The sequence below is a fragment of the Sphingobacterium wenxiniae genome, assembly GCF_900116225.1.
Taxonomy (GTDB): domain Bacteria; phylum Bacteroidota; class Bacteroidia; order Sphingobacteriales; family Sphingobacteriaceae; genus Sphingobacterium; species Sphingobacterium wenxiniae.
The window spans coordinates 1-26,865 of record NZ_FOZZ01000015.1; the positions used below are offsets into that span (position 1 = coordinate 1).

Here is a 26,865-nt window from a genome sequence, read left to right on the forward strand (position 1 = left end):
ATCAGGCGCTTGCCGGAGTACAGCCCTTCGGGACTGTCCTCTAACACGCGCTTGGAGCAATGCTCCAGCACGTGCGCCAAGCGCCTGATCCGTTATCTGTAATGCTATCAACAAACTATGGACAAATTTACTCTTCCAATTTATCTGAATCAAAAGTATGTTTTTGACCTTCTTGCAATTATAGAAGATGGTTTTAGTCAAATTGAATCTGTAAAAACGGGACAAACCTCAGATATTTCCACAAGTAAAGGTGTCAGTGGTGAAATAGGTGTTAATAATGTATTTGCATTTTTAAAATTTGGACTTGGAGGAAATTATACAAAACAAAACAAAATAAAACAAATCAACAAGAAGAAAAATCAAAAGAAAAAATACACACTCCAAATTCATTATTCTCAAAATTGAGAGAATATTTACATCAAAATCAACATATCATTAAAAACAACTATTTAAATTCAAAGACTGGTGAATTTATAGAAGTAAAGCTATCTCTTAAAAAAAATCCATTAATTGACAGTTTAGATGGTTTCTCATCATTAATGAAATTAGCTGTAATGTTTGATGATTCAACTCCTGCCCTTAAAAAAGGAGGACAGAAATCAAACTCTAACACTAAAGTCCTAAATCAAATGGAATCATTGAATAATCAACTAAAGGACGAAGGAAGTATTGATTTAATAGGAAGTTACAAAAGCGAAAATGAAAATTTCAAAGTTGTATTGACACTTGATAAATCTTATTTGGGAGATATAACATTATCTGACATAGCTGATGGAGAATTTTCAGTAATTGGAAAAGTAACTAGAGTATTGCAAAAAGATAGCGATGAAACAGTTAATCTATTAAGGAAAACGAGTTTAAGCAAATTAAATAGTGCATTATTAGATCAAATGTTTTCAGCATTTAATAATATGGAAGAATCTGGAATTAAAAACCAAGAGATAGTAACAGAAATTAATCCTCCAGTAATACAAATAATTCCTATTGCAATCTTTACATAAAGCACTACAGATAACAAGGTATTGCCAAAAGCGGGGCTAAAGTTCTAACTTCAAAGTTTGTGCTTCGTTAACCGCCAAAAACGAATTTTATTCGTTTTTTATTCTTAAATTTAACTCATAAAAATTCGTTTTGGCTCGCCTTCGTGCAGAATTTAAGCTTTCAGCCATAAATTCCCCGCCTTCGGCAATACCCAAAACGTTGCTAAGCAATCCGCTACGCTCCTTGCTTAGCAACGTCCGGGCGACTTACGTCGCTTGCTGTAAGCCGTCGCTGCGCGGACAGCTTACAACAAGCGACTTTGCTAAATGCCCCTGCTTACGTATCTTCGATACGAGCTGGGCCACTTCGCAAAGTCGCCTGGACGTTGAGAGGAAATCCCTCCGGGCTTCCCTCTCAACGGATCAGGCGCTTGCCGGAGTACAGCCCTTCGGGACTGTCCTCTAACACGCGCTTGGAGCAATGCTCCAGCACGTGCGCCAAGCGCCTGATCCGTTGGCGGTCATTGCAACGAACGACATCTAAGAAACCAATGATGTACAAAAAAATAGAACCTCACAAAGAATTACAACCTTATATTCATTTCTACTGGGAACTGAAAGGAAACGAAGTTGAAAGACAATGGGAACGGGTTTTTCCAGATGGCTGTGCCGGTATTGTAATGAATTTAGGAGATGTTTGTTTGACTGACAACGGCTCGACTAAAATGGAATTTGGAAAAACGTATGTTGTGGGGGCAATGACTTCATTTAAAGATAGCTTTATTGATAACAATACGCATCTAATAGGTGTGTGTCTAAAACCTGCAACTTTTGCGAATTTTTACAGATATACTTCACAAAACGAGCTGACCAACGACACCATTGAATTTGAAAAAGCTAATTCATTTAATGTTGATAAAACAATTGAAAATTCATTTAATTATTTTGACCAATTTTATTCCGAAAGGATAATGACCAAAACCAATCAATTACAAACCGTTATTAATGATATACATTCAACAAACGGACAAGTTAGGAACTTTCAAGAAGACATTTTACAACAGTAAGACAGTTGGAGCGAAATTTCAAAAGGTTCATTGGACTGTCACCAAAAGAATATTCAAACATTATTCGTTTTCGGAATGCATTGAATTTAATCAAAAAATCAAATCAAAACCGAAGCCTATTAGATATTGCTTTTGAATGTGGCTATTATGACCATTCACATCTTGCCAACGAAATCAAACGAATTACAGGCCTTCCACCATCATCGTTTTAATTTGTCGCATTTTTACAAAGTGCAACTCGTTGTCGAAAAGTAACTTTGCCGAAACTTTAAAATTAAATACAGATGCGAAAAATATCACTTTTCATAGCAATGAGTTTAGATGGTTACATTGCAAAACCTAATGACGACCTAAGCTTCTTAAAAATCGTTGAAAAAGAAGGCGAAGACTATGGCTATAAAGAATTCACAGACACAGTTGACACATTAATTATTGGTAGAAAAACCTATGATTATGTGCTTAAAGAAATTGGCTCGTCACATTACGATAATGGACTACGTGATGTTTATGTAATTACTAGAACTGAAAGACCGCAAGTAGGTAGAACGATTTTTTACACGGGAAACATATCCGATTTAGTCAAACGACTAAAGTCTGGAAAGGGGAAAAAGATTTATTGTGACGGTGGTGCACAAGTAATAAATGAACTATTAAAATGCGACTTGATAGACGAATTTATTATTTCGGTAATACCAGTTTTATTAGGCAATGGAACAAGACTTTTTAATGAAGGCAGACCTGAACAACCACTTGAATTTATCGAAGTCAAAACATTTGAAACGGGATTAACACAACTGCATTACAAGCGAAAGAAATAAGCAACGAACCGCCAACATCGGTTTTGCGTAATGGGGGCTGACGTGCTTAATTGGGCGTTAGTCCTTTTTTTGTACATTTGTGATAGGCTGAAAGTTAGTGCATCTAATTCCCCCACTACGCAAAGCCGAGAACCGTTGAGAGGAAATCCCTCCGGGCTTCCCTCTCAACGGATCAGGCAACGAGCGACCGTGCAAAAAACAAACGAACAGAAAAATTAGACGAATATGTCAATATCAAGAGACGAAGAACTTATCGGAATGAAAAAAGCGAGTGAAGCTGTTGCTTTAACTTTAAAGGAAATGCGAAACTACGCAAAACCCGGTATGACGACAAAACAATTAGACAACTTTGGAGCAAAAATCTTGTCGGACTTTGGAGCAAAATCAGCACCTTATTTGACCTATGGTTTTCCGGGTTGGACTTGTATTAGCGTGAACAATGAATTTTGTCACGGTATTCCGTCCGACAAAAGAATATTACAAGAAGGCGATTTAGTGAATATAGATGTTTCAGCCGAACTTAACGGTTTTTGGTCAGACAATGGTGGCTCATTTGTGCTTGGACAAGACATTAATCAACATCAAAAACTCATAGAAGCATCACAAGAGATTTTATACAAAGCAATCTATAACATTAAAGGCGGTGTTCGCATTTCAGACATTGGACACATAATGGAAACCGAAGCAAAGAAAAGAGGTTTTAAGGTTATTAAAAACCTTGGTGGACACGGTATTGGAAGAAGTTTGCACGAACAACCAGACGAATTAATGAATTATAGAAACCGATTTGACCAAAGACGGTTTAAGAAAAATTCAGTTGTAGCTATTGAAACATTTATTTCAACAACTTCGACCTATTCAACAGAACTTAATGACGGTTGGACAATGGTTGGAAACAAGGGAGGTTTTATGGCACAACACGAACATACAATTGTTGTTACAGACGGAAAACCAATCGTACTCACAGAAATGAATGGAATTTGGAATTGACACACTGCCCGAACCGCTAACAAGCAGTTTTGCGTCAGGCGGGTCGAACGTTTCCGTTCGACATTTTTTCGTAAATTTACGCTTTGTGCTCGCACGGAATTTTCGGTTGAAAATCCCGCCCGAACGCAAAGCTGCCGATCCGTTGAGAGGAAATCCCTCCGGGCTTCCCTCTCAACGGATCAGGCGTGACAATTTAACAAAATCAAACTTTAATAAAATAAATTAATGGAAAAGTTTAAACTTTTTGGACTAAAATTAAATAGAAAAACGAAAAATGAAAATGGTCAATCTGGAATAGATTGTGGAGAACTTTGGCAGTATTTTGAAGAAAATAAAATAGCTGAAATAATACCTAATAAAACCTCAGACGCATTAATTGCAGTTTATTATGATTATGAGAATGACGAAAATGGACTTTTTTCATATTTTATCGGATGCAAAGTCGATGAGAATACCGAGAAACCTGAAAACCTAGATGAACTTATAATTCCTGAACAAAAATATCATAAAGAAACTGCAAAAGGACAAATGACTGGATGCATTTCTGATACTTGGACTAGAGTTTGGAAATCTAATCTTAACCGAAAATTTGGCTTTGACTTTGAAGTTTATGACGAAAGAAGTTTTGACTGGAATAACGCTGAAATTGATATTTATCTTTCCATAAATAACTAGAGAACAAAAAAACAAAGCCTGCAGGTAACAAGGGTTTGCCAAAAGCGGGGCTGAAGTGCTTCGATTGAGCATTTTGTGCAAGGTTCAACATTAGTAATTCTATTGAACTTTTGTGCTAAAAATCCCCGCCTTCGGCAAGCCCCGAAACGTTGTGCGTCATTTTAAACGAACCCCAAACCTCTATGGCATATATAACTATTTCAAATTCAAAAAGGATAATGAAAACTTTGAGTGAAATAACTCTTTCAGAAATTGAAACTGCTATTTACAAAAAGGACATTTATTTTTTTAATAGGAAGGAACAAGCAATGTTAAAAGGAATTAGGGAGTTTTTAAAAGACCCTGATAACTTTTCAACTCAATATTACAAACCAATTATAGTAAAAGACAGTTTGAGATATGTTTATCCAGAAAATCAACCTGCTTATCATAAAGACAATACTTGTCCAAGATTACAATCAAATTTTATAAACTTTGAAATTCCCGAAGAAGTAAGAGAAAAGGGCGAGAATGAGATTAAGAGATTTAGAGCCTTTTTTGCAGAACATAAACATCTATTGGAAAGCAACATTAAGGCTTTCATAGAAAAAATGCAAGCTAGGTTTTTTATTACTAGAGAAATAAATCCAAAGTCAATAGACTATTCAAACTCTGGGAACGAACAAGTTAAGAATTATAGTGTTCAAGATTTAGAAAATGAAATTGATGAGATACTTAGACAGGCAGGAAAATTTTACACAGACAACCCCGACAAACAGGAAATAATAAAACGCTTTGGAAAAATGACATTTCTTGCATATGTACACGGAGACATCTATAAAAATGACACAGGATTAAATGATTCTGACTTAAAGGAGTTTTTAAGAGCTTATGACGAAAAATTTAAAAAGCCAGTAAAAAACTTTTTAGTTGAGTATTACAGACTTCTCCATAACCCAGATATGACATTTACGGACACATTACTTGACAAATTGGGTTTTCGTAAATGCGGACATTGTCTTGGTGAAAATTATTTCGAGCCAGAAGTTATTGAACAAGTAGAAAAGGAATAGGAGTAAAAACGAACGCACAACAAGCAGTTTGGCAAAAGAGCGGAGTAAGTACTAAGTTCAACGTTTGTACATTTTATGCCGCCAATACTGTGAGCATTGGCTTTTTTTTCCTTAATTTAGCCAAAACGGCTCACAGCATTGGCTACGTTCGTGCGAAATTGAAGCTTTCGGCTTCGATTTTCCGCTCCTTCGCCAAGCTGCTAAAACGTTGAGAGGAAATCCCTCCGGGCTTCCCTCTCAACGGATCAGGCGCTTGCCGGAGTACAGCCCTTCGGGACTGTCCTCTAACACGCGCTTGGAGCAATGCTCCAGCACGTGCGCCAAGCGCCTGATCCGTTAGCTGCCATACAACGACAATAGACCAGAAAATAATTAACATAATCAAAATAAAATTAAGTATGAAAACATTATTTGTAAAAATCAGTTTATCAGCTATCCTATCGATAGGAATGTTGACAATTACAACCAAAGCAGAAGCCTGTACCAGAATAGTATATAAAGGTCTGAACGGTACTATCATTACTGCTCGAAGTATGGACTTCTCAATGGAGATACCAGCAAATTTATGGCAATTTCCGAGAGGTATGCAAAGAGATGGAAAAACAGGGCAAAACACTGTTAAATGGACTTCTAAATACGGAAGTATAGTTACCAGCTCTTGGGATATTGCTGTTTCTGATGGGATGAATGAAAAAGGGCTTAATGCAAATATGTTATGGTTGAACAATTCAAAGTACCCATCATTTGAAAAAGATGGTAACACCAAAGGGCTTGCTGTTTCTTTATGGGCACAATATGCTTTAGATAATTTTGCTACCGTAAAAGAAGCAGTCGAACACTTCAAAAAAGAAGAATTTGTTGTGGTTACTGACTATATACCCGGAACGGATAAATATACCACCATTCACCTATCGTTGTCCGACCCAACAGGAGACAATGCTGTCTTGGAATACATAAACGGCAAATTGGTAATACATCACGACCCTTCCTATACGGTAATGACCAATGACCCTGTTTTTGAAGAGCAATTGGCCATAAATGAGTATTGGAAAGAAATTCCGGGCAAAATCTTTCTTCCCGGCACCAATAGGGCTGCCGATAGATTTGTTCGTGCATCTTATTATATTGAGGCAATCCCACAAACCGACAATATCCGGGTTGCCATCGCAAGTGTATTTAGCGTAATCAGAAATTGCTCTGTTCCTTATGGAATTTCGACCGAAGGATTCCCTAATTTATCGACTACCAGATGGAGAATAGTTGCTGACCAAAAGAATTTGGTTTACTATTTTGAAGATGCACTTAGTCCCAATACAGTTTGGGTAGATTTGAAAAAAATGGACTTCAGCCAACAAACAGGAAAAGTAAAAAAACTCTCTTTGGACAAGCAACAGGTTTATGCAGGCGAAACTTCGGATAAATTTATCGATAGTAAACCGCTTGTTTTTCAAGGAATTTAGTAGTGAAATTAACTGTACGAGCAGCTAACAAGGTATTGCCAAAATCGGGGCTGAACGGCTTCGGTTGAACATTTGTACAAGGTTCAACATTCGTTCTTAGATTGAATTTTGTGCTAAAAATCCCCGCCTTCGGCAATACCCAAACCGTTGAGAGGAAATCCCTCCGGGCTTCCCTCTCAACGGATCAGGCGCTTGCCGGAGTACAGCCCTTCGGGACTGTCCTCTAACACGCGCTTGGAGCAATGCTCCAGCACGTGCGCCAAGCGCCTGATCCGTTGGTGGCAACCGTAAACCGACATTTATACAAACATCAACATACGGACAAAAACGGAAAACTAAGCCCACCCTCCTACTTATTTGCTGACGGATTTTTTAAACGCACTTGGGTTTACACCATTATTTTTTTTGAACGACCTGTTTAAGTGGCTCACATCACTGAAACCAAATTCATTGGCAATTTCTTTCATCGTGAGCGAAGGAACAGACAAGCGTTTTTCTATCAATTTTGTGCGGTAACTATTGATGTAATCCCGGTAGCTTATCCCAAATTTCTTCTTGAAATAATCGCTGAAATAGGTTGGCGAAATGGCAAAATGAACCGCTATGCTTTTAATTTGAATCAGTGAAGGTTCATAGATGTGCTGATGGATGTAAGAGATTAGTTCTTCTTTTTCAGGTTGTCCGTTGTCAATACGGATGTTCAGTTTTGCGGCAGCCTCCTTAATCAATCCGAAAATGGATAATATCTGGTAAAACATCAAAGGAGATTGGGCTATGTCCTTTCTACAATTATAAGCTACGATATTTTCTATGGTGTTTTTCAAAATAGAAATACAGGGTTCATCCATTTTCAACTTTACCTCTTTCAGCAATTTATTCCGCATAATATTTTCGGGTGTCAAAGAAATGAACGCATCAGCCTGATAGTATATCTTATGCCCCGAAAAATAATCATCCGTAAATTTTATAAAAGTAAAATGAGTACTTTCGGCAATTTCAAAATAATGCTTGTCTTCCGGACTAATGATGAAAATATCACCTCTTTTATAAGGCAATCTACTGCTGTTTAACAGATGAATTCCTTTTCCCTTACGGATATACACCAATTCATAATACGTATGGCTGTGAACAGGTAAATGGAATGTTTTCTCTTCATAGTCGTGTATCACAAGCTGTTCGAACTGTACTTTTTTCATACAAAAATCCTATATAAGACAAAAATGCAAAAAATGCCTTTAAATGTACTATTTATAAAAGCCAAACTTTAATGAACTTTGCATCAAACTTCTGCTCAAAAAAGTGTAATAATTTAAATAATTCAAACATTAAGAATTCAATGATGAAATCAGCTTATTGTATAATTATCCTAAGTCTTATGATGACACTTAAATTGAACGCACAAAATTTACAGGGAAAAAACTGGACAGCACGCAAGGTTGAAAACACTTATGTTGTGAGTATTGCCGACAAGTCGGGCATTGTGGACGCTTTGACCGACTTTGTGGTTTCTCAAAAAATAAAAGCGGGGCAAATCGTGGGATTGGGAGCTGCAAACGAGGCTACGCTACGCTTTTTCAATCCCGAAACGAAAAAGTATGTAGATAAAACATTCAGGGAACAATTGGAAATTACAAACCTCACGGGCAACATTTCGGAAGTGGAAAACAAGCCGGTACTGCATTTGCACATTACCTTAGGCAGAGATGATTATACCGCATTGGCAGGACATCTGTTGGATGCGAAAATTCGCGGGGCAGCCGAATTTTTCGTTTATCCCGTAGATAGCCGGATTGTAAAAACAAAGAATGAAGAAGTAGGGTTGAACTTTTATGATTTTGAAAAAGAATGAGAGCGTTTTTTATCATCAGCATTTTACTTGTAGCCGGCAACCTTGTATCGGCACAGCAGCATTATGAAGTAATTGCAAAAATTGCACCGCCTAATCCCGACCCTTCGGGCATTGCGGTAAGTTCGGACAATCGTTTGTTTTTGGGGTTTCCACGCTACGCTGATAATCATACAGAGTTTGCTTTGGCGGAATTGACAGACGGAAATTTAGTGCCGTTTCCCGAAAAAGATTTCATCTATCCAAGCACAAAACCATATACCGAATGGCTCGTTTCGCCACACGGATTATTCATCGATAAAAACGATATATTGTGGGTTTTAGATGATGGTAAACGTTCCGGAATGAAGGAAATTCCCGAAGGTGCCGCAAAAGTGGTGGCGATTGATATTCACACCAAAAAAGTGTTGCACAAGCTCATAATTCCTAAGCCTGTTTTGGCGGACGAAGCCCATTACAACGATTTGCGGGTAGATTTGTCGCACGGCAAACAAGGCACGGTATATATTGTTAATTCGGGCTTTGGGGCACATTATTCCATTGTAGTGATAGACGTGGCAAGTGGTAAGGTACGTGAGGTGTTGCGTAATCATTTTTCCACTTCTCCTGAGCCGGGATTTGTTGCGTTTTTAGAAGGTATTCCGCTTGTTTTTGATTTGAAAGAACCAACATTTCCCGTTGGTGGTGTAGACGGAATATCCATAAGTCCTGATGAAAAAACCTTATACTGGACAACCATTTCGGGTCGCAAATTGTATAGCATTTCTACAGACGTTTTGAGCGATTTTAATACGACAGAAAAAACGGTCGAAAATGCTGTGGTTTTTGAAGGAGAACACCCGGCTTGCGACGGACTTGCCGAAGACGAGGACGGTAATGTCTATTTTGGAGCTTTTGAGCAACAGTCCATTGTTCAGCGGTCGGCCGACGGCAACTACAAATTACTGGCTCACGATAAAGAAAATTTTGTCTGGCCTGACGGACTGGCTTATCGTAATGGTTTCGTCTATGCTACTCTCGGGCAATGGAACCGTTTGCCGGGATTCAATGGTGGAAAAGAGTTGAGGAAACCGCCTTATTGGGTGGTAAAAATTAATATAAACAAATAGAAAAGAACAAATATGGAAAGAAGAAAGTTTATACAGCAAAGTACAATGGCCGCTGTCGGTCTGGCAGCAAGTGCTTCTATTCCTGTATACGCATCGGCATTTTTAAAAACAAACAATATAACAACTCCTTTTGAAAATTCCGGAAAGCATAAAAGATTTCGCCCAAAAAACAAAAACGGTTTTGGAGGTGTGGCATTGGGAAACGGCTTTCAGCAAAACCCCGATATAGAATGTATTATGGCAGTTGAGGCTGCCTGGAATGCCGGTGTGCGTTATTTCGATACTTCGCCCTGGTACGGACTTGGCATTAGCGAACGCAGAATGGGATTGTTTTTAAAAGACAAACCACGGGAAGAATTTACGCTATCTACCAAGGTTGGTCGCATTCTCGAACCTAATGAGAATTTCACGATGAAAAGGTCTTTGTGGAAAAGCAAGCTGAATTTTGGCTACAAGTATGATTATTCGGCTGCGGGTGTCAGACGAAGCGTTGAAGACAGCTTACAGCGATTAGGGCTTTCCTCTCTGGACATCGTGTTTATTCACGACCTGTCGCCCGACAATGGCGATATGAAAGACAGTTACGCAGCCTACTTTGAACAGGCAGCAAAAGGTGCGATGCCCGAGCTTACCAAAATGAGGGAGGAAGGCATCATCAAAGCCTGGGGGCTGGGCGTTAACACGATTGAACCTATTTTACAGTCATTGGAGGCAGCCGACCCCGATATATTCCTTTCTGCCTGCCAGTATTCGCTGATAAAGCACGAGGATGATTTGAATAAAGTTTTTCCGAAAGTGGCAGAAAGAGATATTTCCATTGTGGTTGGGGCTCCCTTATGTGCCGGCTTTTTAGCAGGTAAGAATAGGTATTTGTATGACGGGCAGTTTCCCGATGGTGTAAAGGAAAAGCTGACGGCTCTAAAAAGCGTTGCCGAGAGCCATCAAGTAGATTTGCGTACGGCAGCTTTACAGTTTTCGGCAGCACCGGATGTAGTTTCTGCCGTGATACCCGGTGCACACACCGTAGAGCAGGCAACGCAGAATGCAGCATCTTTTAATGAAAAAATTCCGGTTGCCTTTTGGGAAGAACTGAAACATAAAAAACTGATTGCATCAAATGCACCAATTCCAAAGGCGTAGTATTGACAGGTTGGTGCGTTAAAGGCTAATTCAAAACAATAAATAAACAATGAAAGAAATAGTTTTAAATGACGGGAATAAAATTCCAATTGTAGGTTTCGGAACCTACAAATCCACCGAGCAAGAAGGCGTTCAATCAGTGAAAAATGCTTTAGCAGCAGGTTACCGAATGATTGATACAGCCGCTATATACGGCAACGAGGAAGATGTAGGGAAAGGAATAAAAGAAAGCGGAATTGACAGAAAAGAAATTTTTGTTACAACAAAATTGTGGCGGGAAAATCTGGGGTATGAACAGGCAAAAAAAGCATTTGAAATATCGCTCAAAAAACTTGGACTCAATTATGTTGATTTGTACCTGATTCATTGGCCTGCCAATGCAAAAAATTATACTGATTGGCAAAAAGCAAATGCAGACAGTTGGCGGGCTATGGAAGAACTACAAGCTGAAGGAAAAATAAAATCTATTGGAGTAAGTAATTTTTGGCAGGAACATTTAGAAGCCCTTTTTCAAACCGCAAACATCATTCCGGCAGTTAATCAGATTGAATTTCATCCGGGTTATTGGCAGCCCGAACTGACAGCATTTTGCAAACAAAATGGTATTGCTGTTGAATCGTGGTCGCCTTTGGCAAGAGGGAAAGTTTTTGGAAATGAGGTTTTGGTAGCAATCGCCAAAAAGCACAACAAATCCGTTTCACAAGTTTGCTTGCGTTGGGTCATTCAACACGAAGCCATTGTTATTCCAAAATCAACTACGCTTGAAAGAATTGAAGAAAATATCAACATTTTTGATTTTGAATTATCCAAAGACGAAATACAACAAATAGACAAACTTCCCGAAATTGGATTTAGCGGGGAACTACCCAATATATGGCCAGACAGAATTAACATAAAAAATTAAAATAGCCCGACAAAAACGGCAGCCACCAACATCGGTTTTGCAAGAGCGGGAGGAAACGTCTCCGTAAAAAAGTTTTTGCTAAATTTGTACATCCGTGCTTCGCAAGAAAGTTTGTGGTGAAAAGCCCCGCCCTCGCAAAGCCGCAAACCGTTATCAGCAACCCTATCGGGAGAACACAAAAGCCTACAACGGCGGATATAAAAGGTGACCTATTCGGTTACCTCTCTTGATAGTCTACTTGCTAACAATAACAAAATCAACGATTTAGGGGGGGGGGGTGGAAAATTCTGCCACCCCGACCAACTAAATCAAAGCCCTCTGCAATGCAGAGGGCTTTTTTTGTTTGTGGATTTTGCTGAGCTTGCTTGAGCAAAATAATTAGAGAGATATTTACTTAATTCCTTATCGTAATATATTAATTGTTAATTCTTTATGGTTTCTCGCTCTTGAAATAAGGTTATCAGCAATTAGTTTGCTTATGTATCATGACCTGTTTTACGTTCAAGTAAGTTTTTATGTGATATTTGTGATTACTTATTGATTTTCTTCTGATGCAGAAATCCTTAGAATCTCATTTTCTACGCCAGGAATAATATGCAAATACAATGTCATTCCCTTTTCAATTTTAGCAACAGGAATCGAAAAAAAGATAACATTTCTTGCTGTGTTGATGATATTGTAATCGGTCGTGATATAATAACTCATCATCTTTCCGTTTTAGAAAAGACTTATATCCAATACTTTGGTTTCTATAATTTGTTTGGTCTGTCCGTATTTAAAAATATTCCGGTATTGAGGAAAGATAAACTTATAGGCAGCAGCATACCACAGCACGAATAATATTGGAACGATATAGCTAAAGGCCTCCTGATCTCCTTCCACAAAACTCATCAAGGCAAGATACAGTATGTAAACGGTAAAAATTATCACCGGTAAGAACGCTACAAAAAACAAAATAGCTCGGCTGATAATGGCCTTCCGCAAAGCTCGTTTCTCTTCTGTCATTAAGGGCGTTTCGATTGTTTTCATTTATGTAGTATACCTTTAATATAACCTGCCGTGTAAGATGAGTTAGTCGTGTGAAAAATCAGATTAATTCATAAACAAGTTAGAAAGAACAACTTACAAGCAAATTACAAAAGAATATTGGAAGTTTTAAGGGAAATATCGACAGATTAGCATTTGTGTGTACGGTTCAAGGGGCTAGCCAAGAGCGATTGTAAGGTCATTAATTAGTCTCAACCTGACAACCTGAATAAACGGTATGGCACTGAAAATAGCTAATTAAAAGATGTAGAGGTTAAGAGTCTTTCTACCACCACCAGCTAAATCAACGCTTCCCGCAATATAGAAGGATTTTTAATAAAGCTCGGCAAAAAGACAAGGATACGAAAGTGTCCGTATGATTTAGCTGAGACCAACTTCTCATCGGATGGATCAGGGCTGAGACAATTTTTCCTGCTAAAAAAGCTTGAAAAGAATATTGGAGCTTTTTTAAGCTTCTTTTTTATCTACGCATCTACATCCAAATATCTCTTGATAGAAATTAAATCGTTTATAAATCAAACAGTTTGAAAAAATAGCAAAAATATATTTTGGAAAACCTAAAACAACTTCTATATTTGCATCGTCAAACAAGGAATACAGCATGCCCAGCTGGCGGAATTGGTAGACGCGTTGGTCTCAAACACCAATATCTTCGGATGTGCCGGTTCGACTCCGGCGCTGGGTACTAAAAAGAGGAGCAGTCAAAAGATTGTTCCTCTTTTCTTTTTTTAATATCCTTAGATTAACACATTTTAACTTCTTTCGTATTAAACGATGTCGGACTGGTAGACTCTATTAAGATGTAGAGTTTATTCAACCATTGTTTTTAAAAAGTATAAAAAGAAAGGAAAAATCATGAAAAAGTTATTATCGCTTGTCGTTTTATTATCGGGATTAGGGATGGCATCTTATGCACAGGAGAATCAAGATCCTGAAGTAACAAGAAATAAGGGTAAACGTGAAAAAATGGGGCGCCGTATGGCGAATAAATCTCCGGAAGAGTTGGCTAAGATCAAAACGGAGCGTTTGGATAAAGAGCTTAAATTTACAGATGAGCAACGCAGTCAGGTTTATGCTATCCAATTGGATGAGGCTAAACGACAAGCGGATTCTCGCGCTAAGATGGGCGAACTTCGTAAAGAGCAGCGGGAGGCAATGAAAGAGAATAAAGAGAAGATGGGTGAAATCCTTACTGTAGAGCAGCAGACACAGTTGAAAGAGAAATTTGCCCATGTGAAGAAAGATAAGCGTATGCACAGAAGGGGGGATTTCAAAATGCGAAAAGATCGCTTCGAGCGTCAGAAAGACACGATAGAGAAAGAAAACAATGATGCGTGATTTTATAGTTAGATTGTATGTTTAAATGAACGGGAGAGGCTTAGGCCTCTCTCGTTTTTTAATTCTTCGGAAAATCCGGATGTGCTTTGACTTCTTCGATCTGCAAAATATGGCGGGCAGTATGGGCAGCTATGAACAGAAGGTTCTGATAGCCATCAGCGACTCCGGTAGGAAGCTTCATCACATGGTTGCGTAAGTCCGCTACGTCAGCCTGTTGGATATAGTCCATCATAACTTTTCTCCCATTGATAAAATCATCCCAGGCCTGTTCCGATGTGTTGTACTTTCCAGACCCCTGTAGCATAGGCGGTGCTTCATACTTCTGTGTCCGGTTTGTTATCATCTGTGAGATTTCGTCATCGGTCTGTGTGACTTTCTCTTTCTCTCCTGCAGGAACGGGCTTATCTAATTCCTGTTTGGTCATACCGAAAATCATCTTTTCCGAAAGAACAATGTGATCTACACATTGGCTGATTGACCATTTCCCTTCGCCCGGGCTAAATTGAAGTTGTGCTTTGCTTAATCCTTCGATATTTCTTTTTAAATTTTCAGCAGTCCTCTCGTAATATTGGATTAGCTTATTTAGTTCTGTTGTGTCTTGATCCGAACTGACAGGAACTTGCTCTATCGCAATGTAAGGGGTATGCGCTGTAGTTGTTGATAAACCTAATCCTAATGCAAGTAAAAGGGATGCGCCCAAGGTTGTTGTACCTTTTGTTATGAATCTTTGTGGTGTTTTCATAAGAACTTATTAAATGTATCAATTAGAGGATGATTGCGGAGTGTATCCCCATCCTCTTTACAATATTAAGTTTATTTTTCCGTAAAGAACTTTGCAAATGGCAAGAAAATAATAGCGAGCTTACTTCGTTCATTTTCCGAACGAGAAAATTGAAAAACTTCACCATAAACAGCTGGGGCATCAAACGAATGTAAGATAACAATACAATGATGTATCATGACATTGTGTATTGTAGTAATACAACCTGTTGTATACGCCAACAAGGTGTTGTTGTCCCTGATTTTGTGTCATGTAGCAAGACATGGAGGAACCTAGGTATTCTGACATTAATACCATGTATATGCTGAAAATAGTTGTTTTTCGGATTTATTTTTGTTTTTATCCGCTATTTATTATCTTGCATTTCGCAACAGCATCGCCGACCATGTATTTTAAACCATTATCTGAAGAAGATAGAAAGAAAATAGCCATTTACCGTGATGAAAAGATCTTTAAGGCATTTTTTATTGCCAATTTTCGGGTGTTGGAAAATTATGCAATCCTTTTTGTGAAAGATAAGCATATCGCGGAAGATATTGTTTCGGAGGTGATGTGGAAAATGTGGCACTTAGGTTCCGATCTTGTCCATGTTGCATCTGTCGAGTCTTATCTGAGCAGGGCGGTGAAAAATAAAAGCCTAAATTATTTACGCATCAAACAAGCCTCGTATGTTGGTCATGAAGAACTTACTGATTATCCCTGTACGGATGAAGTTTTATCTCCGGAAAGGCTACTGATTTCAGATGAAAGAATAAAACAGATAGAAGAGGCTATTGAACAGCTTCCCTCCAAAACCCAACAAGCTTTTAAACTGGTGAAGGACGAAAACCGGAGCTATAAAGCTGCTGCCGAGATTATGGGAATTTCTACAAAAACTGTGGACAGGCACATACAGATAGCTCTCCAAAAGCTATGGAATACCTTAAAAAAGAAAAAATAAAAAATTTTATTGGGGATTTTGTGGATTGGTTGTGTCTATATAGATAGACACAATTATATTCCATGTCAACAGAGGAAAGACATTTTCTAAATCTATTGCAAAAACATTTGCAAGGCACTCTTACATCTACTGAATGTGAAGAGCTCATGCTGTTGGCTAAGAACGACTCTGATAAAGCTATACTTTTGGATTTTCTGAAAATCAGACAGGGAGACTCGGAGAAGAATCGGTTAGAAGCTGAGATTATTTATGAAAAAAACTGTCCTAACGATTTGCATCCGTTTATTCCTTTAAAAGATGATAAAAAATATCCGAGTATAAGACGTTCAAGATACAGGTATATGGCCATCGCAGCTATCTTTATATGTCTTTTGGGCGTGCTGGTTGCTTTGCGTGCACGATATTATGAAAAGACTACGGTAGAGTGGGAGAGTATGATGACGAACAAAGGAGAACGTAAGTTCTTTAGAATGAGTGACGGAACAGAAATTTGGCTGAATAGCGGGAGTGTGCTGCGGGTAAGAAAAGGATATGGTAAAAAACACAGGATCATGACCTTGGAAGGGGAGGCCTATTTCTCTGTTGCTAAAAATAGGGATTTACCGTTGCGAGTGAAGACTATGGGTGCCGAAATAGAGGTCCTCGGCACAATCTTTAACGTAAAAGCCTATCCCGAGGATCATGGAACGGAGACATCCTTGATCGAGGGCAGTGTAAAATTACATGTTGACAGTCGTAAGGGGAGAAAAGATTATGTCCTAAAGCCCGGAGACAAAGTAGAAGTGCTGAAACAGCATCCTCCCAAAGAAAAAGGATGGATGAAGCTGCAGAGACCAAGTCTTCCCCCTCCTCCGCCAGAAGCTATTGTCGATTATAAAAAGATTTTAATACAAAATGAAGAGCCATTGGAACTGATGTGGATTGAAAATAAGCTGGTATTTAATGGCGATGCCTTTGAATCTGTGGTGAGGAAACTGGAACGATGGTATAACCGTACTATCGTTATCGTAAATAATAATTTAAAAGAAGAGTCTTTTACAGGGATTTTTCAAGAACAGACCTGTGAACAGGTACTTGACCTGTTGCAAAGAACTGATGTGCAATTTAATTATAAAGTGGAAAATGGTATTATCTATCTAAAATAAAAAAGTATGACATAGACCTAATTCAAATTAAAAAAGGGTATATCTGATCTGATATACCCCGAATGTTAACCCTTGAGCATCGAGCCGTAGGAAAGTAGGATGCTCTATTGATTAATTTTAAACGCTAAAAGTATGAAAAAAAAATCACATGCTGAATTTCATGTGCCCATTCCCTATTACCTAAAATGGTTACTCATGTTTAAGTTAACTGTATTCTTTTTAATAGCTTTTTCTTGCAGTGTATTTGCAAATGAATCCAAAGCACAAGGAACAGTATCATTTCGTTATCAACAGGTTACGTTGAAGAATTTACTGTTGTCAATAGAAGAACAAACCAATGTATCCTTTATTTACAACGACAACCTGATTAAAGATTTCCGTGTGAATGATGTCGATGTCTTTGAAAGGCCATGGCAGGAAGTACTTTCACCGATATTGGAGGAGAGAGAACTGACAATGGACTTTATTGGAAATAACCGTGCCGTTGTTCGGAAAAAGAGCTTTGCACAAGAGCTTGTGGCCTCAGGTACTATTCGGGATGCTAAAGGTCAGCCTATAGCCTCGGTATCAGTTACACAAAAAGGAACTCAAAGAGCGACACTATCCAACAGTGAAGGTCAATTCTCCTTAGTTGTGGACAATGAGAATGTTGTTTTGCAGTTCTCCTATATCGGGTATCTTACAGAGGAAATTCCTTTTCAGCGGGGAGACATGCAAATCGTGTTAGCAGAAGATCTTGCTCATTTGGAGGAAGTTGTGGTCGTAGGTTATGGTACCCAAAAACGCGAGACTATTACGGGCTCGGTGGTTGCGGTAAAAGGAGAAGAGCTTAGAAAATCCCCGGCTTTGAACGTGTCGAATTCAATCGCTGGTCGTGTGCCTGGGGTTGTTGCTACTAACGCCAGTGCCGAACCAGGTTATGATGGTTCAAATATTAAAATCCGGGGTACAAATACATTAGGAGATAGCGGGCCACTTATCGTTATTGATGGTATACCTGCACGTCAAGGCGGTTTTGATCGTTTAAATCCTGCAGATATTGACAATATCTCCATATTAAAGGATGCGTCTGCAGCCATTTATGGAGCTCGGGCAGCAAACGGTGTAATTTTGGTTACAACGAAACGAGGAAAATCCGGTAAACCAAAACTGTCCTATAGTTATAATCAGGGATTTTCTCAACCTACCGTAATCCCTGAATTAACGGATGCCAACAAGTATGCGGAGCTTCGTAATGAATTGGAAATTTTTAAATTGCCTGTGAGCGAATGGACGAATGCATTGCAAGGATTTAATTCTGTAGGATCATACCAGCGCCCAAACGGAGGACATCTGGAAGCGCCTTTCACTCCGGAAGATAAAGAATTATTCCGAAATGGGAGTGATCCATGGGGACATCCCAATACAGATTGGTATGGGGCAGCATTAAAAAACTGGTCTCAACAACAGCGACATAATCTGCAAATTGATGGAGGCTCTGAAAACATGCGTTATCTTATGTCTTTAGGATACCAAGATCAGGATGGATATTACAAAAATTCAGCTACAGGATATAAACAGTATGATTTCAGGATTAACCTGGATGCTGATATAAATAATTATGTCAAAGTGCAGTTTGGTGTCTTAGGTCGGCAAGAGGATAGAAATTTCCCTACAAAAGGAGCTGCTACTATCTTTAGAATGTTAATGCGTGGAAACCCGACGATGCCGGCTTATTGGCCAAATGGTATGCCGGGACCTGATATTGAGCATGGTGAGAACCCCGTGGTTATTACGACTAATCAAACAGGATACGACCATGATAAACGTTACTATTTACAGACCAATGGTCAGGTCGATATTACAAATCCGTGGGTAGAAGGGTTAAAGCTTTCCTTAACTGCATCTGTAGATAAGTATGTGAAAAAACAAAAGAGATGGACTACTCCTTGGTATCTCTATACCTGGCAAGGTGGATATGAAGACGATGGATTAACACCTCGCTTAGAACGAGGTAAGCGTGGTCCCGCAGAGCCTAATTTGCAGCACATGGAAGAAGATCAGATGAACATCTTGATGGGTGCTGTTTTGAACTACGAGAAATCTATAAATAATCATAATATCAGCCTATTAGCCGGGGTAAACCGCGAAACTATCCGCAATGATTATCTCAGCGCTTTCAGACGTTATTTTCTGTCAGACAATATTGATTATTTATTTGCTGGGGGAGATGCCGAGAAAGATAACGACGGAGGAGCGTGGGAACGTGCCCGTTTGAATTACTTTGGACGTGTAGGCTACAACTTTAGCAGTAAATATATAGCTGAGTTCCTGTGGCGTTATGATGGCTCTTATATGTTCCCGGAAAACAAGCGTTATGGTTTCTTTCCTGGAGTCATGTTAGGATATGTATTATCCGAAGAGAGCTTCTGGAAGGACAATCTGCCTTTCGCTAATTACATGAAATTGCGCGCTTCTTATGGGCAAATGGGTAATGACAATATTTATTACGATGGTGATTTGCAGGAGTATCAGTATTTCTCGACGTATGCCTTTGGAACATATATCATTGGTGGCGATGTCGTGAAATCGCTGTATGAAAGCCGTGTGCCGAATAACTTTATCACTTGGGAAGTAGCAAATAACTATAACTTAGGTTTGGACATGCAGTTTTTGGGTGGAAAAATTAACGCAGAATTTGATGTATTCAAAAATAGCAGAAACAGCATTCTTTGGAGAAGAAATGCTTCTATACCACAAAGCACAGGGATGACATTGCCAGCAGAAAATATAGGCAAGGTTGATAATTCGGGATGGGAGTTCAATGTAGGATGGCAAGATCAGATAGGAGAGCTCGGATATAGAATTTCGGTTAATGGCGGTTATTCAAAAAACAAAATCGTGTTCTGGGATGAAGCGCCCGGAGCCCCGGCTTGGCAGCAGAGTACAGGTCGAGTCATCAACGCCGGCTTATATTATATCTATGATGGTGTTTTCAAAGATCAAGCAGCAATCGATGCGAACACTACCGATTATAGCTTGATTACCGGTAATTTACGTCCGGGTGATATGAAATATGTGGACTATGACAACGATGGTAAAATAACACCGAATGACCGTGTCCGCAGAGACAGAAATACAGACCCTCGATTCCAGGGAGGGATTAACTTAGGGCTGAATTACAAAAATTTTGATTTAAGCATCCTATTCCAAGGAGCAACCGGAGGAGAGTTGAGAGTAGGAACGGATGAATCCGGTGCAATAGGTAACTATCTATTGGATTTTTACGAAAACAGATGGTCTATTGAGAACCCAAGCGATGTGCATCCAAGAATTACGGATCGTAGTGATCAGTATTACTCGTATAACAATACCTATTGGTTGAGAAGTACAAATTATATCCGCTTGAAAAATGTCGAGCTGGGCTATAACTTCTCTTCGTCGCTATTGGAAAAAATGAAAATGAGTAACCTGCGTCTTTATGTGAGTGGTTTGAACCTGTTAACATGGAGCAAGATTAAGGTGTTAGATCCTGAGGCAACAAATGAACTGGGGCAGTACTATCCACAGGCCAGATTGATAAATGCAGGAGTAATGGTTTCATTTTAAAACATTATAGAATATGAGCAAGCTTAAGAAATTTTTATATATAGTTTTACTGGGTTCTATAACGATGTCTTGCAATGATGACTTCGTTAATACCAGACCGCTTGGGGAGGTGTCGGAAGAAAGTGTGTGGAGTGACGGCGCATTATCACAAGCCTTTATCTTTGAAGTCTACAACGGGTTCGGTGTAGGAGGTTTCTATGAACAACAAATGGCCTCTATGACGGATGAAGCATTGTTTACACACCCGGGAAGGGGAATTAACACCGTGACAGAAGCGAGAGTTAACGATGCCGAACAGGGATATATTATGGATACGTACAAATATGACGAAATGTACCGTCGTATCCGTGCCACAAATATTGCTATTCAAAATTTGCGCGATCCAAAATTCGATAATCCTGCGTTGGCGGATCAATTGTTGGGTGAAGCCTATTTTCTTCGGGCATATTATTATCATCAACTGGTCAGGCTCCATGGTGCGGTTCCGCTGATAGATATTGTCTATAAATTAGGCGATGAAGGATATGCAAAAGAGCGGAATACTTTTGAAGAGTGTGTAGATTTTATTGTTAAAGATTGTGATTCGGCAGCATTTCTATTGGATGGTGTAGCAAGAACCGATGGTAGGGCAAACGAAGTGGCAGCACTTGCCCTTAAATCGCGGGTATTGACCTATGCGGCAAGTGATCTGTATGATAATGCTACTGCGAAATCCAAATCTTCCGTTATCAATGTTTATCAGTCGCCACAGTATATCGGATATACCTCTGGAAATCGTGCAGATCGTTGGAAAAAAGCTAAAGATGCCAGCAAAGCTGTTCTTGATCGTGCAGAACACAGCTATAAACTTAATTTAGAGGCTGCGGAAGAAGCAGAACAAGGCAAGAATAATTATATTGCTATTGCTATGGCCGGCGGAAGCAAGGTCGCGGATGCGGATGGAAAAAGAGATCTTATCTTAGGTCGCTTCTTCTCTGATTTGAAAGATGAGCGCGGCAGTTGGGTTGGGCGGGATAACGGTCCTAACGGCTATCACAACTGGGCAGGAAATACGCCAACACAATTGTTGGTCGATGATTACGAGATGATTGACGGAAGCAGGTTCAATTGGGAAAATGAGGCACATAAAACTGCCCCATATCAGAATAGAGATCCTCGTCTTTATGCTTCCATATTATATGATGGTGCCGAATGGAAACCTCGTACAGATGATGTAAAAGGAAGAGATCCGCATAATCAGATTCAAACGGGTCAATATGAAGTAACAAATGCTTCCGGAGTAAAAGTTGTGCAGTTTGGATTGGATACACGGAATAGCCCCATAGAAGATTGGAATGGTTCTTATACAGGATATTATTATCGTAAATTTGTGGATGCAGATCCCGCCATAGTCGATCAGAATACGAGACAATTTATTCCATGGCCTTTACTCAGGTACACTGAGGCAGTCCTCAATTATGTAGAAGCATGTATTGAATTGGGAGAGGAAACAGAGGCGAGATTGTGGCTCAACAAAGTGCGTTATCGCGCAGGTATGCCCGCTGTTAATGATAGTGGAAATGCACTAATGGCTCGTTATCGTAATGAAAGGCGTATCGAATTAGCTTATGAAGAGCACCGATACTTCGATGTAAGGAGATGGATGATTGCTCCGGAAACCTTAGGCCGAAAAGTGACAACCATTAAAATAGAAGGAAAATTAAAGCCTGGGAAATCGGTATCTGTGTATAAATACGATCAAGATAACTATACATATACCTATGCTGTTAATACTATTGATCCTGGTATAGAAAACAGGGTGTGGAACGATAAAATGTACTTCACATCTTTCCATCGTGACGAGATGAATAGAAATACTGAACTCGAACAGAATCCCGGATATTAACGCTTCTGTTTAATTGATGAAAAAATGCCCAAAATATTATTTTGGGCATTTTTTCTATTTGTAAATATCCATAGGTTATAATTTTTCTCTAAATTTAAGGTATGTCGGTAATTCCTCTATGCATTACAAACTTAACGTCTTTAATATAACTCAACGAACAAAGATGAATTACATGAGAGTAATACAAATACCGTGTTTTGTAGTCTGTCTTTTTATTGCTGTACAAATACATGCCCAGCAGAAAAAGCCCAATATCGTGATTATCATTTCCGATGATCACGCTTATCAGACGATTGGCGCATATGGTTCCAATACAGGACGAACTCCCAATATCGATCGTATAGCGGGAGAGGGGGCGACTTTTCATAGGGCATTTGTCAATAATTCTATTTGTGGGCCAAGTCGAGCGACATTACTTACAGGAAAATACAGTCATAAAAATGGATTTAAAGATAATGAAACGTCAAACTTTGATTTTTCCCAGAATCTATTTGTCAAAGACCTGCAGCAAGTAGGTTACAAAACCGCATGGATAGGTAAGATACATCTGGGGCATCAGCTTCAAGGGTTCAATTATTATGATGTGCTTATCGGGCAAGGACACTACTTTAATCCTGATTTTATTTCCAATACCGGTAAAACCCGAGTAGAAGGCTACGTGTCGGATATTGTTACGGATAAAGCTTTGGGATGGTTGGATAGTATCGGGACAGAAGACCCTTTTTGTTTGATTATAGGTCATAAAGCAACTCATCGTACTTGGATGCCGGATCCTAAAGATTTTGGATTATACGATAGGGATTCTATTCCATTGCCAGATACCTATTACGATGCCTATGCTGGACGGGAAGCTGCCGCTGTTCAAGAAATGTCCATCGACAAGGATATGCGAATGGGATACGATCTGAAAATGTTCGATTCGTGGGAGAACATGATGAAAGATGGTAATTTTAGCCGAATGACCGATGCGCAAAAGAAACAATACTGGGCATATTATCGACCGATTTATGAAAAGTTAAAATTAGATAATCTTTCTGGAAAAGCGCTAGCAGAATGGAAATACAGAAGGTACATGGTTGATTATCTGAATACCGCAACGTCTATGGATAGAAATATCGGGCGAGTGTTGGATTACCTTAAGTCTCATTACTTAGAAGATAATACCTTGGTCGTCTATCTTTCCGATCAGGGCTTTTATATGGGTGAACATGGTTGGTTTGACAAACGGTTCATGTATGAGGAGTCGTTCCGTACACCTATGGTTGCACGATGGCCTGGGGTAATTCCAGCTGGTGCACAGGTGGATAGTAAAGTCGTGAATGCAGATATTGGGCCTACTATCTTGGAAATTGCAGATGTCAGCAAACCAAAGGATATGCAAGGAATTTCTTTTTTGAAAACGCTGAAAAATCCAAAGAAAGAACACAGAGAGACAGTGTATTATCATTACTATGAAAATGGTGAGCATGCCGTTTCTCCACATTTTGGAGTGCGGGATAACCAATACAAACTGATTCGTTTTTATAAAAGAGTTGAGGGTTGGGAATTGTTTGACCTGAAGAACGACCCTCAGGAACTTCGCAATATATACAACGATCCATCTTACCAACGGATTGTGAAGAAGATGAAAACCAAACTGAAAAAGGAAATCCAACGATTTGACGATAAGGAAGCACATGATATTCTTTTAAAGGATTGACCACTGTTTTAGTTGTGTTAAAAATAGGATATATAGTTTACGCCCCAATTAATTGGGGCGTTTTTGGCTTCTGCTGCTAGGATTACAAAAGTTTTCAGTATTTTTAATTGCATTATAGCATAACCTAACAAACTGTATATTCTAAAGAGAAACCTCATACGATGAAACTTATTAAAGACCTTTTTTTGATAGCAATATTTTTTGGTTTATCGGTAGTTTCTGCACAACCGATATTAAAAACAAAAAATGGAGAAGACTGGTTACTGACTAAGGGTAAATATAGGGCTGAAGTTCTTGAAACCAATAAAAAGGAACTGACACTGCAGAATGGATTATTAAGGCGCACATTTCATTTATATCCCAATGTTGTGTGTTATGATTTTGTGAATAAGTCTACAGGGCAGCAACTTATTCGTGCAGTGGGGCCTGAAGCCCGGATTCAATTGGATAGTGCCTGGTATAATATCGGGGGGCTCCATGGTCAAAAAGAACGGGCTTATTTTCTCTCTTCTTGGTTGGACAATCTGCAAACAGATGCAACGGATTTTACCTTTGTAAGGTACGAAATCAAAGAACTAAAACCACTATTGCCTTGGAATGATCAACGTTGGTGGGTTCCTGCCTATACGTTGCCGAAAGGTAAGGAAGTGACATTTTACTATCGTTCTACGCAAGAGAATTTAAAAGACATACAGGTCGAGGTGCATTATGCTCTGTACGATGATATTCCCTTACTGTCCAAATGGCTGACCCTGACAAATATGGGTAATAAACCAATCCGCGTAAATCAAATCGCACATGAGGAGCTGGCACTTGTGGAAGAGGAAAGTGCGGTTGTCGGAAGTCCGGAAGATATGTGGAAGCAGCACGGCATCTATATAGAAAGTAACTTTGCTTTTAACAATGCTATGCGCTATCATTTAAGTGACCAGACGACGCACTGGAAAAGAGATACTGCTTACACTTCGCAGGTCAACTATAATTATGATACTCCTGCTAAACTTGCTATTTACCCAGAAAAGGGGGTAGGCGTCATGCTTTCCCCAAATGAATCTTTACAATCTATTCGTAGTTGGGAATTGTTGATGGACAGCTATGACCGTGAAAGACGAGGACTGGCTATCCGTAAGATGTACCGCACCATAGCACCTTGGACGATGTCAAATCCAATATTTATGCATTTGGTCAGTAAAAATGATGAACAGGTGCGTAAAGCTATCGATCAATGTAAGACAACGGGTTACGAAGCACTTATTTTAAGCTTTGGTAGCCATATCGACATGGAAGATACGACCTCAGCTAATCTGCAGCGTTGGAAAAATTTAGCAGACTATGCCCATCAACAGGGTATAAAGATAGGTGGGTATTCTTTGTTCAGTTCGCGAAAAATCAGTGAAGAGCATGATGTTGTCAATCCGCTTACCGGTAAAACGGGTGATGCCTTCTTTGGGAATGCGCCTTGTTTTGGGAGTGTTTGGGGGCAGGGGTATAGCGAAAAGATCAAGATATTTTTTGCTGAAACTGGTTTCGATATTTGGGAGAACGACGGGCCTTATCCCGGCGATCAATGTTCTTCGACCAGTCATCCCGGCCACCACGATTTTCATGATAGCCAATGGAATCAATTCCAGATGCAGAAAGAGTTGTATCACTGGTTAAATGCCAGAGGCGTGTATGTCAACGCACCTGATTGGTATTTCTTAGATGGTACGAATAAGATAGCATTGGGTTATCGGGAAGTGAACTTTGCATTACCCAGAGCCAACCAACGTATTCTCAACCGTCAAAATATATACGATGCGACATGGGAGCAAATTCCTTCTATGGGTTGGGGCTTTGTACCTCTTACGGCTTATCACGGGGGTGGGCCAGATGCAGTATTGGAACCTTTGGAGGACCATTTGGAGGATTATAAGCAGCTGATGGTACAATATTATGGGGCTGGGATACAGGCTTGTTACCGGGGACCTCGTCTGTATGATACCGAGAAAACTAAGAATATGGTTATCGGGGTCATCGACTGGTATAAGCAATATCGTGATATTTTGAATGCGGATATTATCCATCTGCGACGGGCCGATGGAAGAGATTGGGATGGTATTTTGCACGTGGATGCCTTTAGCAAGCACAAGGGCTTGGCGATGTTGTATAATCCGCTACCTGAAACTATTATCCGTACAATACGGTTGCCGTTGTATTATACTGGCTTGAAAGAAAGTGTGTGTGTTAGAACGGAGGGAGAAGACATGCAAACCTATCCTCTGGAACGTGATTTTTCAGTAGAGTTGGAGGTGACCATTCCTGGTAATGGTTATACTTGGTTGGTTGTTGATGATAATGTTGGTGGAAAGGTGCAATAATGAAGTTTAAAGTGTTTATAAATAAAATCTAACGACAAATT

At 39.4% G+C, this 26,865-nt stretch carries 25 protein-coding genes and 1 tRNA gene; 21 read left to right on the forward strand and 5 right to left on the reverse strand.

Annotated elements, in window-relative coordinates; all coding sequences use genetic code 11:
- Positions 1 to 117 precede the first annotated feature (117 nt).
- The 8 genes from BM375_RS15420 (at position 118) to BM375_RS15450 (ending at position 5,582) form a co-directional block, all read left to right on the forward strand.
- Positions 118 to 405, forward strand: a complete 288-nt coding sequence (locus BM375_RS15420) for a DUF6414 family protein (RefSeq protein WP_093367370.1) — start codon at positions 118 to 120, stop codon at positions 403 to 405.
- Positions 372 to 1,001 (forward strand): DUF6414 family protein, encoded by a 630-nt coding sequence (locus BM375_RS15425; RefSeq protein WP_449618947.1) that lies wholly within the window; start codon positions 372 to 374, stop codon positions 999 to 1,001. Before BM375_RS15420 ends, BM375_RS15425 begins: the two co-directional genes overlap by 34 nt.
- 530 nt (positions 1,002 to 1,531) lie before the next feature.
- Positions 1,532 to 2,047 carry a DUF6597 domain-containing transcriptional factor gene (locus BM375_RS15430; RefSeq protein WP_212611698.1) on the forward strand — a complete coding sequence of 172 codons (516 nt, stop codon included), beginning with the start codon at positions 1,532 to 1,534 and terminating at the stop codon, positions 2,045 to 2,047.
- A 5-nt stretch (positions 2,048 to 2,052) separates the two neighbouring features.
- Positions 2,053 to 2,259, forward strand: a complete 207-nt coding sequence (locus BM375_RS17670) for a helix-turn-helix domain-containing protein (protein WP_398358623.1) — start codon at positions 2,053 to 2,055, stop codon at positions 2,257 to 2,259.
- 72 nt (positions 2,260 to 2,331) lie between these two features.
- The gene (locus BM375_RS15435; RefSeq protein ID WP_093367373.1) at positions 2,332 to 2,865 is read left to right on the forward strand and encodes a dihydrofolate reductase family protein; all 534 of its coding nucleotides are present in this window, start codon (positions 2,332 to 2,334) and stop codon (positions 2,863 to 2,865) included.
- Between the two features lie 225 nt (positions 2,866 to 3,090).
- Positions 3,091 to 3,855 carry a type I methionyl aminopeptidase gene (map, locus tag BM375_RS15440; RefSeq protein WP_093367374.1) on the forward strand — a complete coding sequence of 255 codons (765 nt, stop codon included), beginning with the start codon at positions 3,091 to 3,093 and terminating at the stop codon, positions 3,853 to 3,855.
- Positions 3,856 to 4,080: 225 nt separating this feature from the next.
- Entirely contained in the window at positions 4,081 to 4,530 is a 450-nt protein-coding gene (locus BM375_RS15445) for a GyrI-like domain-containing protein (RefSeq protein ID WP_093367376.1), read from the forward strand.
- Positions 4,531 to 4,712: 182 nt separating this feature from the next.
- Positions 4,713 to 5,582, forward strand: coding sequence for a hypothetical protein (locus BM375_RS15450; RefSeq protein ID WP_093367377.1), 870 nt, complete (start codon positions 4,713 to 4,715; stop codon positions 5,580 to 5,582).
- Between the two features lie 142 nt (positions 5,583 to 5,724).
- Here the strand turns inward: BM375_RS15450 and BM375_RS15455 are convergent, their stop codons facing one another.
- On the reverse strand, positions 5,725 to 5,961 hold the full coding sequence (locus BM375_RS15455) for a hypothetical protein (RefSeq protein WP_093367379.1): 237 nt from the start codon (positions 5,959 to 5,961) through the stop codon (positions 5,725 to 5,727).
- A 19-nt stretch (positions 5,962 to 5,980) separates the two neighbouring features.
- Between BM375_RS15455 and BM375_RS15460 the strand changes: the two genes are divergently transcribed.
- Complete coding sequence (locus BM375_RS15460) at positions 5,981 to 7,042, forward strand: linear amide C-N hydrolase (protein WP_093367380.1); 1,062 nt, start codon at positions 5,981 to 5,983, stop codon at positions 7,040 to 7,042.
- Between the two features lie 353 nt (positions 7,043 to 7,395).
- On the opposite strand, the gene BM375_RS15465 is transcribed toward BM375_RS15460, so the two are convergent.
- A complete protein-coding gene (locus BM375_RS15465) occupies positions 7,396 to 8,238 on the reverse strand; it encodes an AraC family transcriptional regulator (protein WP_093367382.1) in 843 nt (280 codons plus the stop codon).
- Positions 8,239 to 8,417: 179 nt separating this feature from the next.
- Here BM375_RS15465 and BM375_RS15470 point away from each other — a divergent pair, with 179 nt between their 5' ends.
- From BM375_RS15470 to BM375_RS15485, 4 genes are read left to right on the forward strand one after another with little or no spacing between them, the layout of a single operon-like run.
- A complete protein-coding gene (locus tag BM375_RS15470; protein ID WP_212611699.1) occupies positions 8,418 to 8,891 on the forward strand; it encodes a PPC domain-containing DNA-binding protein in 474 nt (157 codons plus the stop codon).
- Positions 8,888 to 9,997, forward strand: a complete 1,110-nt coding sequence (locus BM375_RS15475) for an L-dopachrome tautomerase-related protein (protein WP_093367385.1) — start codon at positions 8,888 to 8,890, stop codon at positions 9,995 to 9,997. Before BM375_RS15470 ends, BM375_RS15475 begins: the two co-directional genes overlap by 4 nt.
- Before the next feature lie 12 nt (positions 9,998 to 10,009).
- Complete coding sequence (locus BM375_RS15480) at positions 10,010 to 11,137, forward strand: aldo/keto reductase (RefSeq protein ID WP_093367386.1); 1,128 nt, start codon at positions 10,010 to 10,012, stop codon at positions 11,135 to 11,137.
- Between the two features lie 49 nt (positions 11,138 to 11,186).
- Positions 11,187 to 12,041 carry an aldo/keto reductase gene (locus tag BM375_RS15485; protein WP_093367388.1) on the forward strand — a complete coding sequence of 285 codons (855 nt, stop codon included), beginning with the start codon at positions 11,187 to 11,189 and terminating at the stop codon, positions 12,039 to 12,041.
- Between the two features lie 534 nt (positions 12,042 to 12,575).
- Here the strand turns inward: BM375_RS15485 and BM375_RS17245 are convergent.
- Together BM375_RS17245 and BM375_RS15490 are read right to left on the reverse strand one after the other, a co-directional pair.
- A complete protein-coding gene (locus tag BM375_RS17245; RefSeq protein WP_170852687.1) occupies positions 12,576 to 12,749 on the reverse strand; it encodes a hypothetical protein in 174 nt (57 codons plus the stop codon).
- Positions 12,750 to 12,758: 9 nt separating this feature from the next.
- Complete coding sequence (locus BM375_RS15490; protein ID WP_093367390.1) at positions 12,759 to 13,070, reverse strand: hypothetical protein; 312 nt, start codon at positions 13,068 to 13,070, stop codon at positions 12,759 to 12,761.
- A gap of 621 nt (positions 13,071 to 13,691) precedes the next feature.
- Here BM375_RS15490 and BM375_RS15495 point away from each other — a divergent pair.
- A tRNA-Leu gene (locus BM375_RS15495) sits at positions 13,692 to 13,773 on the forward strand.
- Positions 13,774 to 13,943: 170 nt separating this feature from the next.
- A complete protein-coding gene (locus tag BM375_RS15500; protein WP_093367391.1) occupies positions 13,944 to 14,426 on the forward strand; it encodes a hypothetical protein in 483 nt (160 codons plus the stop codon).
- Between the two features lie 58 nt (positions 14,427 to 14,484).
- On the opposite strand, the gene BM375_RS15505 is transcribed toward BM375_RS15500, so the two are convergent.
- A complete protein-coding gene (locus BM375_RS15505) occupies positions 14,485 to 15,168 on the reverse strand; it encodes a DinB family protein (RefSeq protein WP_093367393.1) in 684 nt (227 codons plus the stop codon).
- Between the two features lie 424 nt (positions 15,169 to 15,592).
- Here BM375_RS15505 and BM375_RS15510 point away from each other — a divergent pair, with 424 nt between their 5' ends.
- The 6 genes from BM375_RS15510 to BM375_RS15535 all read left to right on the forward strand — a co-directional run bounded on the left by BM375_RS15510 (position 15,593) and on the right by BM375_RS15535 (position 26,824).
- Positions 15,593 to 16,147 carry an RNA polymerase sigma-70 factor gene (locus tag BM375_RS15510; protein ID WP_212611700.1) on the forward strand — a complete coding sequence of 185 codons (555 nt, stop codon included), beginning with the start codon at positions 15,593 to 15,595 and terminating at the stop codon, positions 16,145 to 16,147.
- 62 nt (positions 16,148 to 16,209) lie between these two features.
- Entirely contained in the window at positions 16,210 to 17,292 is a 1,083-nt protein-coding gene (locus BM375_RS15515) for a FecR family protein (protein ID WP_093367396.1), read from the forward strand.
- A 132-nt stretch (positions 17,293 to 17,424) separates the two neighbouring features.
- Positions 17,425 to 20,880 (forward strand): SusC/RagA family TonB-linked outer membrane protein, encoded by a 3,456-nt coding sequence (locus BM375_RS15520; RefSeq protein ID WP_244525930.1) that lies wholly within the window; start codon positions 17,425 to 17,427, stop codon positions 20,878 to 20,880.
- A gap of 13 nt (positions 20,881 to 20,893) precedes the next feature.
- The gene (locus BM375_RS15525; protein WP_093367398.1) at positions 20,894 to 22,765 is read left to right on the forward strand and encodes a RagB/SusD family nutrient uptake outer membrane protein; all 1,872 of its coding nucleotides are present in this window, start codon (positions 20,894 to 20,896) and stop codon (positions 22,763 to 22,765) included.
- Between the two features lie 172 nt (positions 22,766 to 22,937).
- Positions 22,938 to 24,464 carry a sulfatase family protein gene (locus tag BM375_RS15530; protein WP_093367400.1) on the forward strand — a complete coding sequence of 509 codons (1,527 nt, stop codon included), beginning with the start codon at positions 22,938 to 22,940 and terminating at the stop codon, positions 24,462 to 24,464.
- 185 nt (positions 24,465 to 24,649) lie between these two features.
- On the forward strand, positions 24,650 to 26,824 hold the full coding sequence (locus tag BM375_RS15535) for an alpha-galactosidase (protein ID WP_212611701.1): 2,175 nt from the start codon (positions 24,650 to 24,652) through the stop codon (positions 26,822 to 26,824).
- The last annotated feature ends 41 nt before the right edge of the window (positions 26,825 to 26,865 follow it).

Bases quoted from the DNA above. Each gene is read 5' to 3' on its own strand.
- BM375_RS15420 (WP_093367370.1), top strand. From the start codon at position 118: ATGGACAAATTTACTCTTCCAATTTATCTGAATCAAAAGTATGTTTTT.
- BM375_RS15430 (WP_212611698.1), top strand. From the start codon at position 1,532: ATGATGTACAAAAAAATAGAACCTCACAAAGAATTACAACCTTATATT.
- BM375_RS15435 (WP_093367373.1), top strand. From the start codon at position 2,332: ATGCGAAAAATATCACTTTTCATAGCAATGAGTTTAGATGGTTACATT.
- map (WP_093367374.1), top strand. From the start codon at position 3,091: ATGTCAATATCAAGAGACGAAGAACTTATCGGAATGAAAAAAGCGAGT.
- BM375_RS15445 (WP_093367376.1), top strand. From the start codon at position 4,081: ATGGAAAAGTTTAAACTTTTTGGACTAAAATTAAATAGAAAAACGAAA.
- BM375_RS15450 (WP_093367377.1), top strand. From the start codon at position 4,713: ATGGCATATATAACTATTTCAAATTCAAAAAGGATAATGAAAACTTTG.
- BM375_RS15455 (WP_093367379.1), bottom strand. From the start codon at position 5,961: ATGTTAATTATTTTCTGGTCTATTGTCGTTGTATGGCAGCTAACGGAT.
- BM375_RS15460 (WP_093367380.1), top strand. From the start codon at position 5,981: ATGAAAACATTATTTGTAAAAATCAGTTTATCAGCTATCCTATCGATA.
- BM375_RS15465 (WP_093367382.1), bottom strand. From the start codon at position 8,238: ATGAAAAAAGTACAGTTCGAACAGCTTGTGATACACGACTATGAAGAG.
- BM375_RS15470 (WP_212611699.1), top strand. From the start codon at position 8,418: ATGATGACACTTAAATTGAACGCACAAAATTTACAGGGAAAAAACTGG.
- BM375_RS15475 (WP_093367385.1), top strand. From the start codon at position 8,888: ATGAGAGCGTTTTTTATCATCAGCATTTTACTTGTAGCCGGCAACCTT.
- BM375_RS15480 (WP_093367386.1), top strand. From the start codon at position 10,010: ATGGAAAGAAGAAAGTTTATACAGCAAAGTACAATGGCCGCTGTCGGT.
- BM375_RS15485 (WP_093367388.1), top strand. From the start codon at position 11,187: ATGAAAGAAATAGTTTTAAATGACGGGAATAAAATTCCAATTGTAGGT.
- BM375_RS17245 (WP_170852687.1), bottom strand. From the start codon at position 12,749: ATGATGAGTTATTATATCACGACCGATTACAATATCATCAACACAGCA.
- BM375_RS15490 (WP_093367390.1), bottom strand. From the start codon at position 13,070: ATGAAAACAATCGAAACGCCCTTAATGACAGAAGAGAAACGAGCTTTG.
- BM375_RS15500 (WP_093367391.1), top strand. From the start codon at position 13,944: ATGAAAAAGTTATTATCGCTTGTCGTTTTATTATCGGGATTAGGGATG.
- BM375_RS15505 (WP_093367393.1), bottom strand. From the start codon at position 15,168: ATGAAAACACCACAAAGATTCATAACAAAAGGTACAACAACCTTGGGC.
- BM375_RS15510 (WP_212611700.1), top strand. From the start codon at position 15,593: ATGTATTTTAAACCATTATCTGAAGAAGATAGAAAGAAAATAGCCATT.
- BM375_RS15515 (WP_093367396.1), top strand. From the start codon at position 16,210: ATGTCAACAGAGGAAAGACATTTTCTAAATCTATTGCAAAAACATTTG.
- BM375_RS15520 (WP_244525930.1), top strand. From the start codon at position 17,425: ATGAAAAAAAAATCACATGCTGAATTTCATGTGCCCATTCCCTATTAC.
- BM375_RS15525 (WP_093367398.1), top strand. From the start codon at position 20,894: ATGAGCAAGCTTAAGAAATTTTTATATATAGTTTTACTGGGTTCTATA.
- BM375_RS15530 (WP_093367400.1), top strand. From the start codon at position 22,938: ATGAGAGTAATACAAATACCGTGTTTTGTAGTCTGTCTTTTTATTGCT.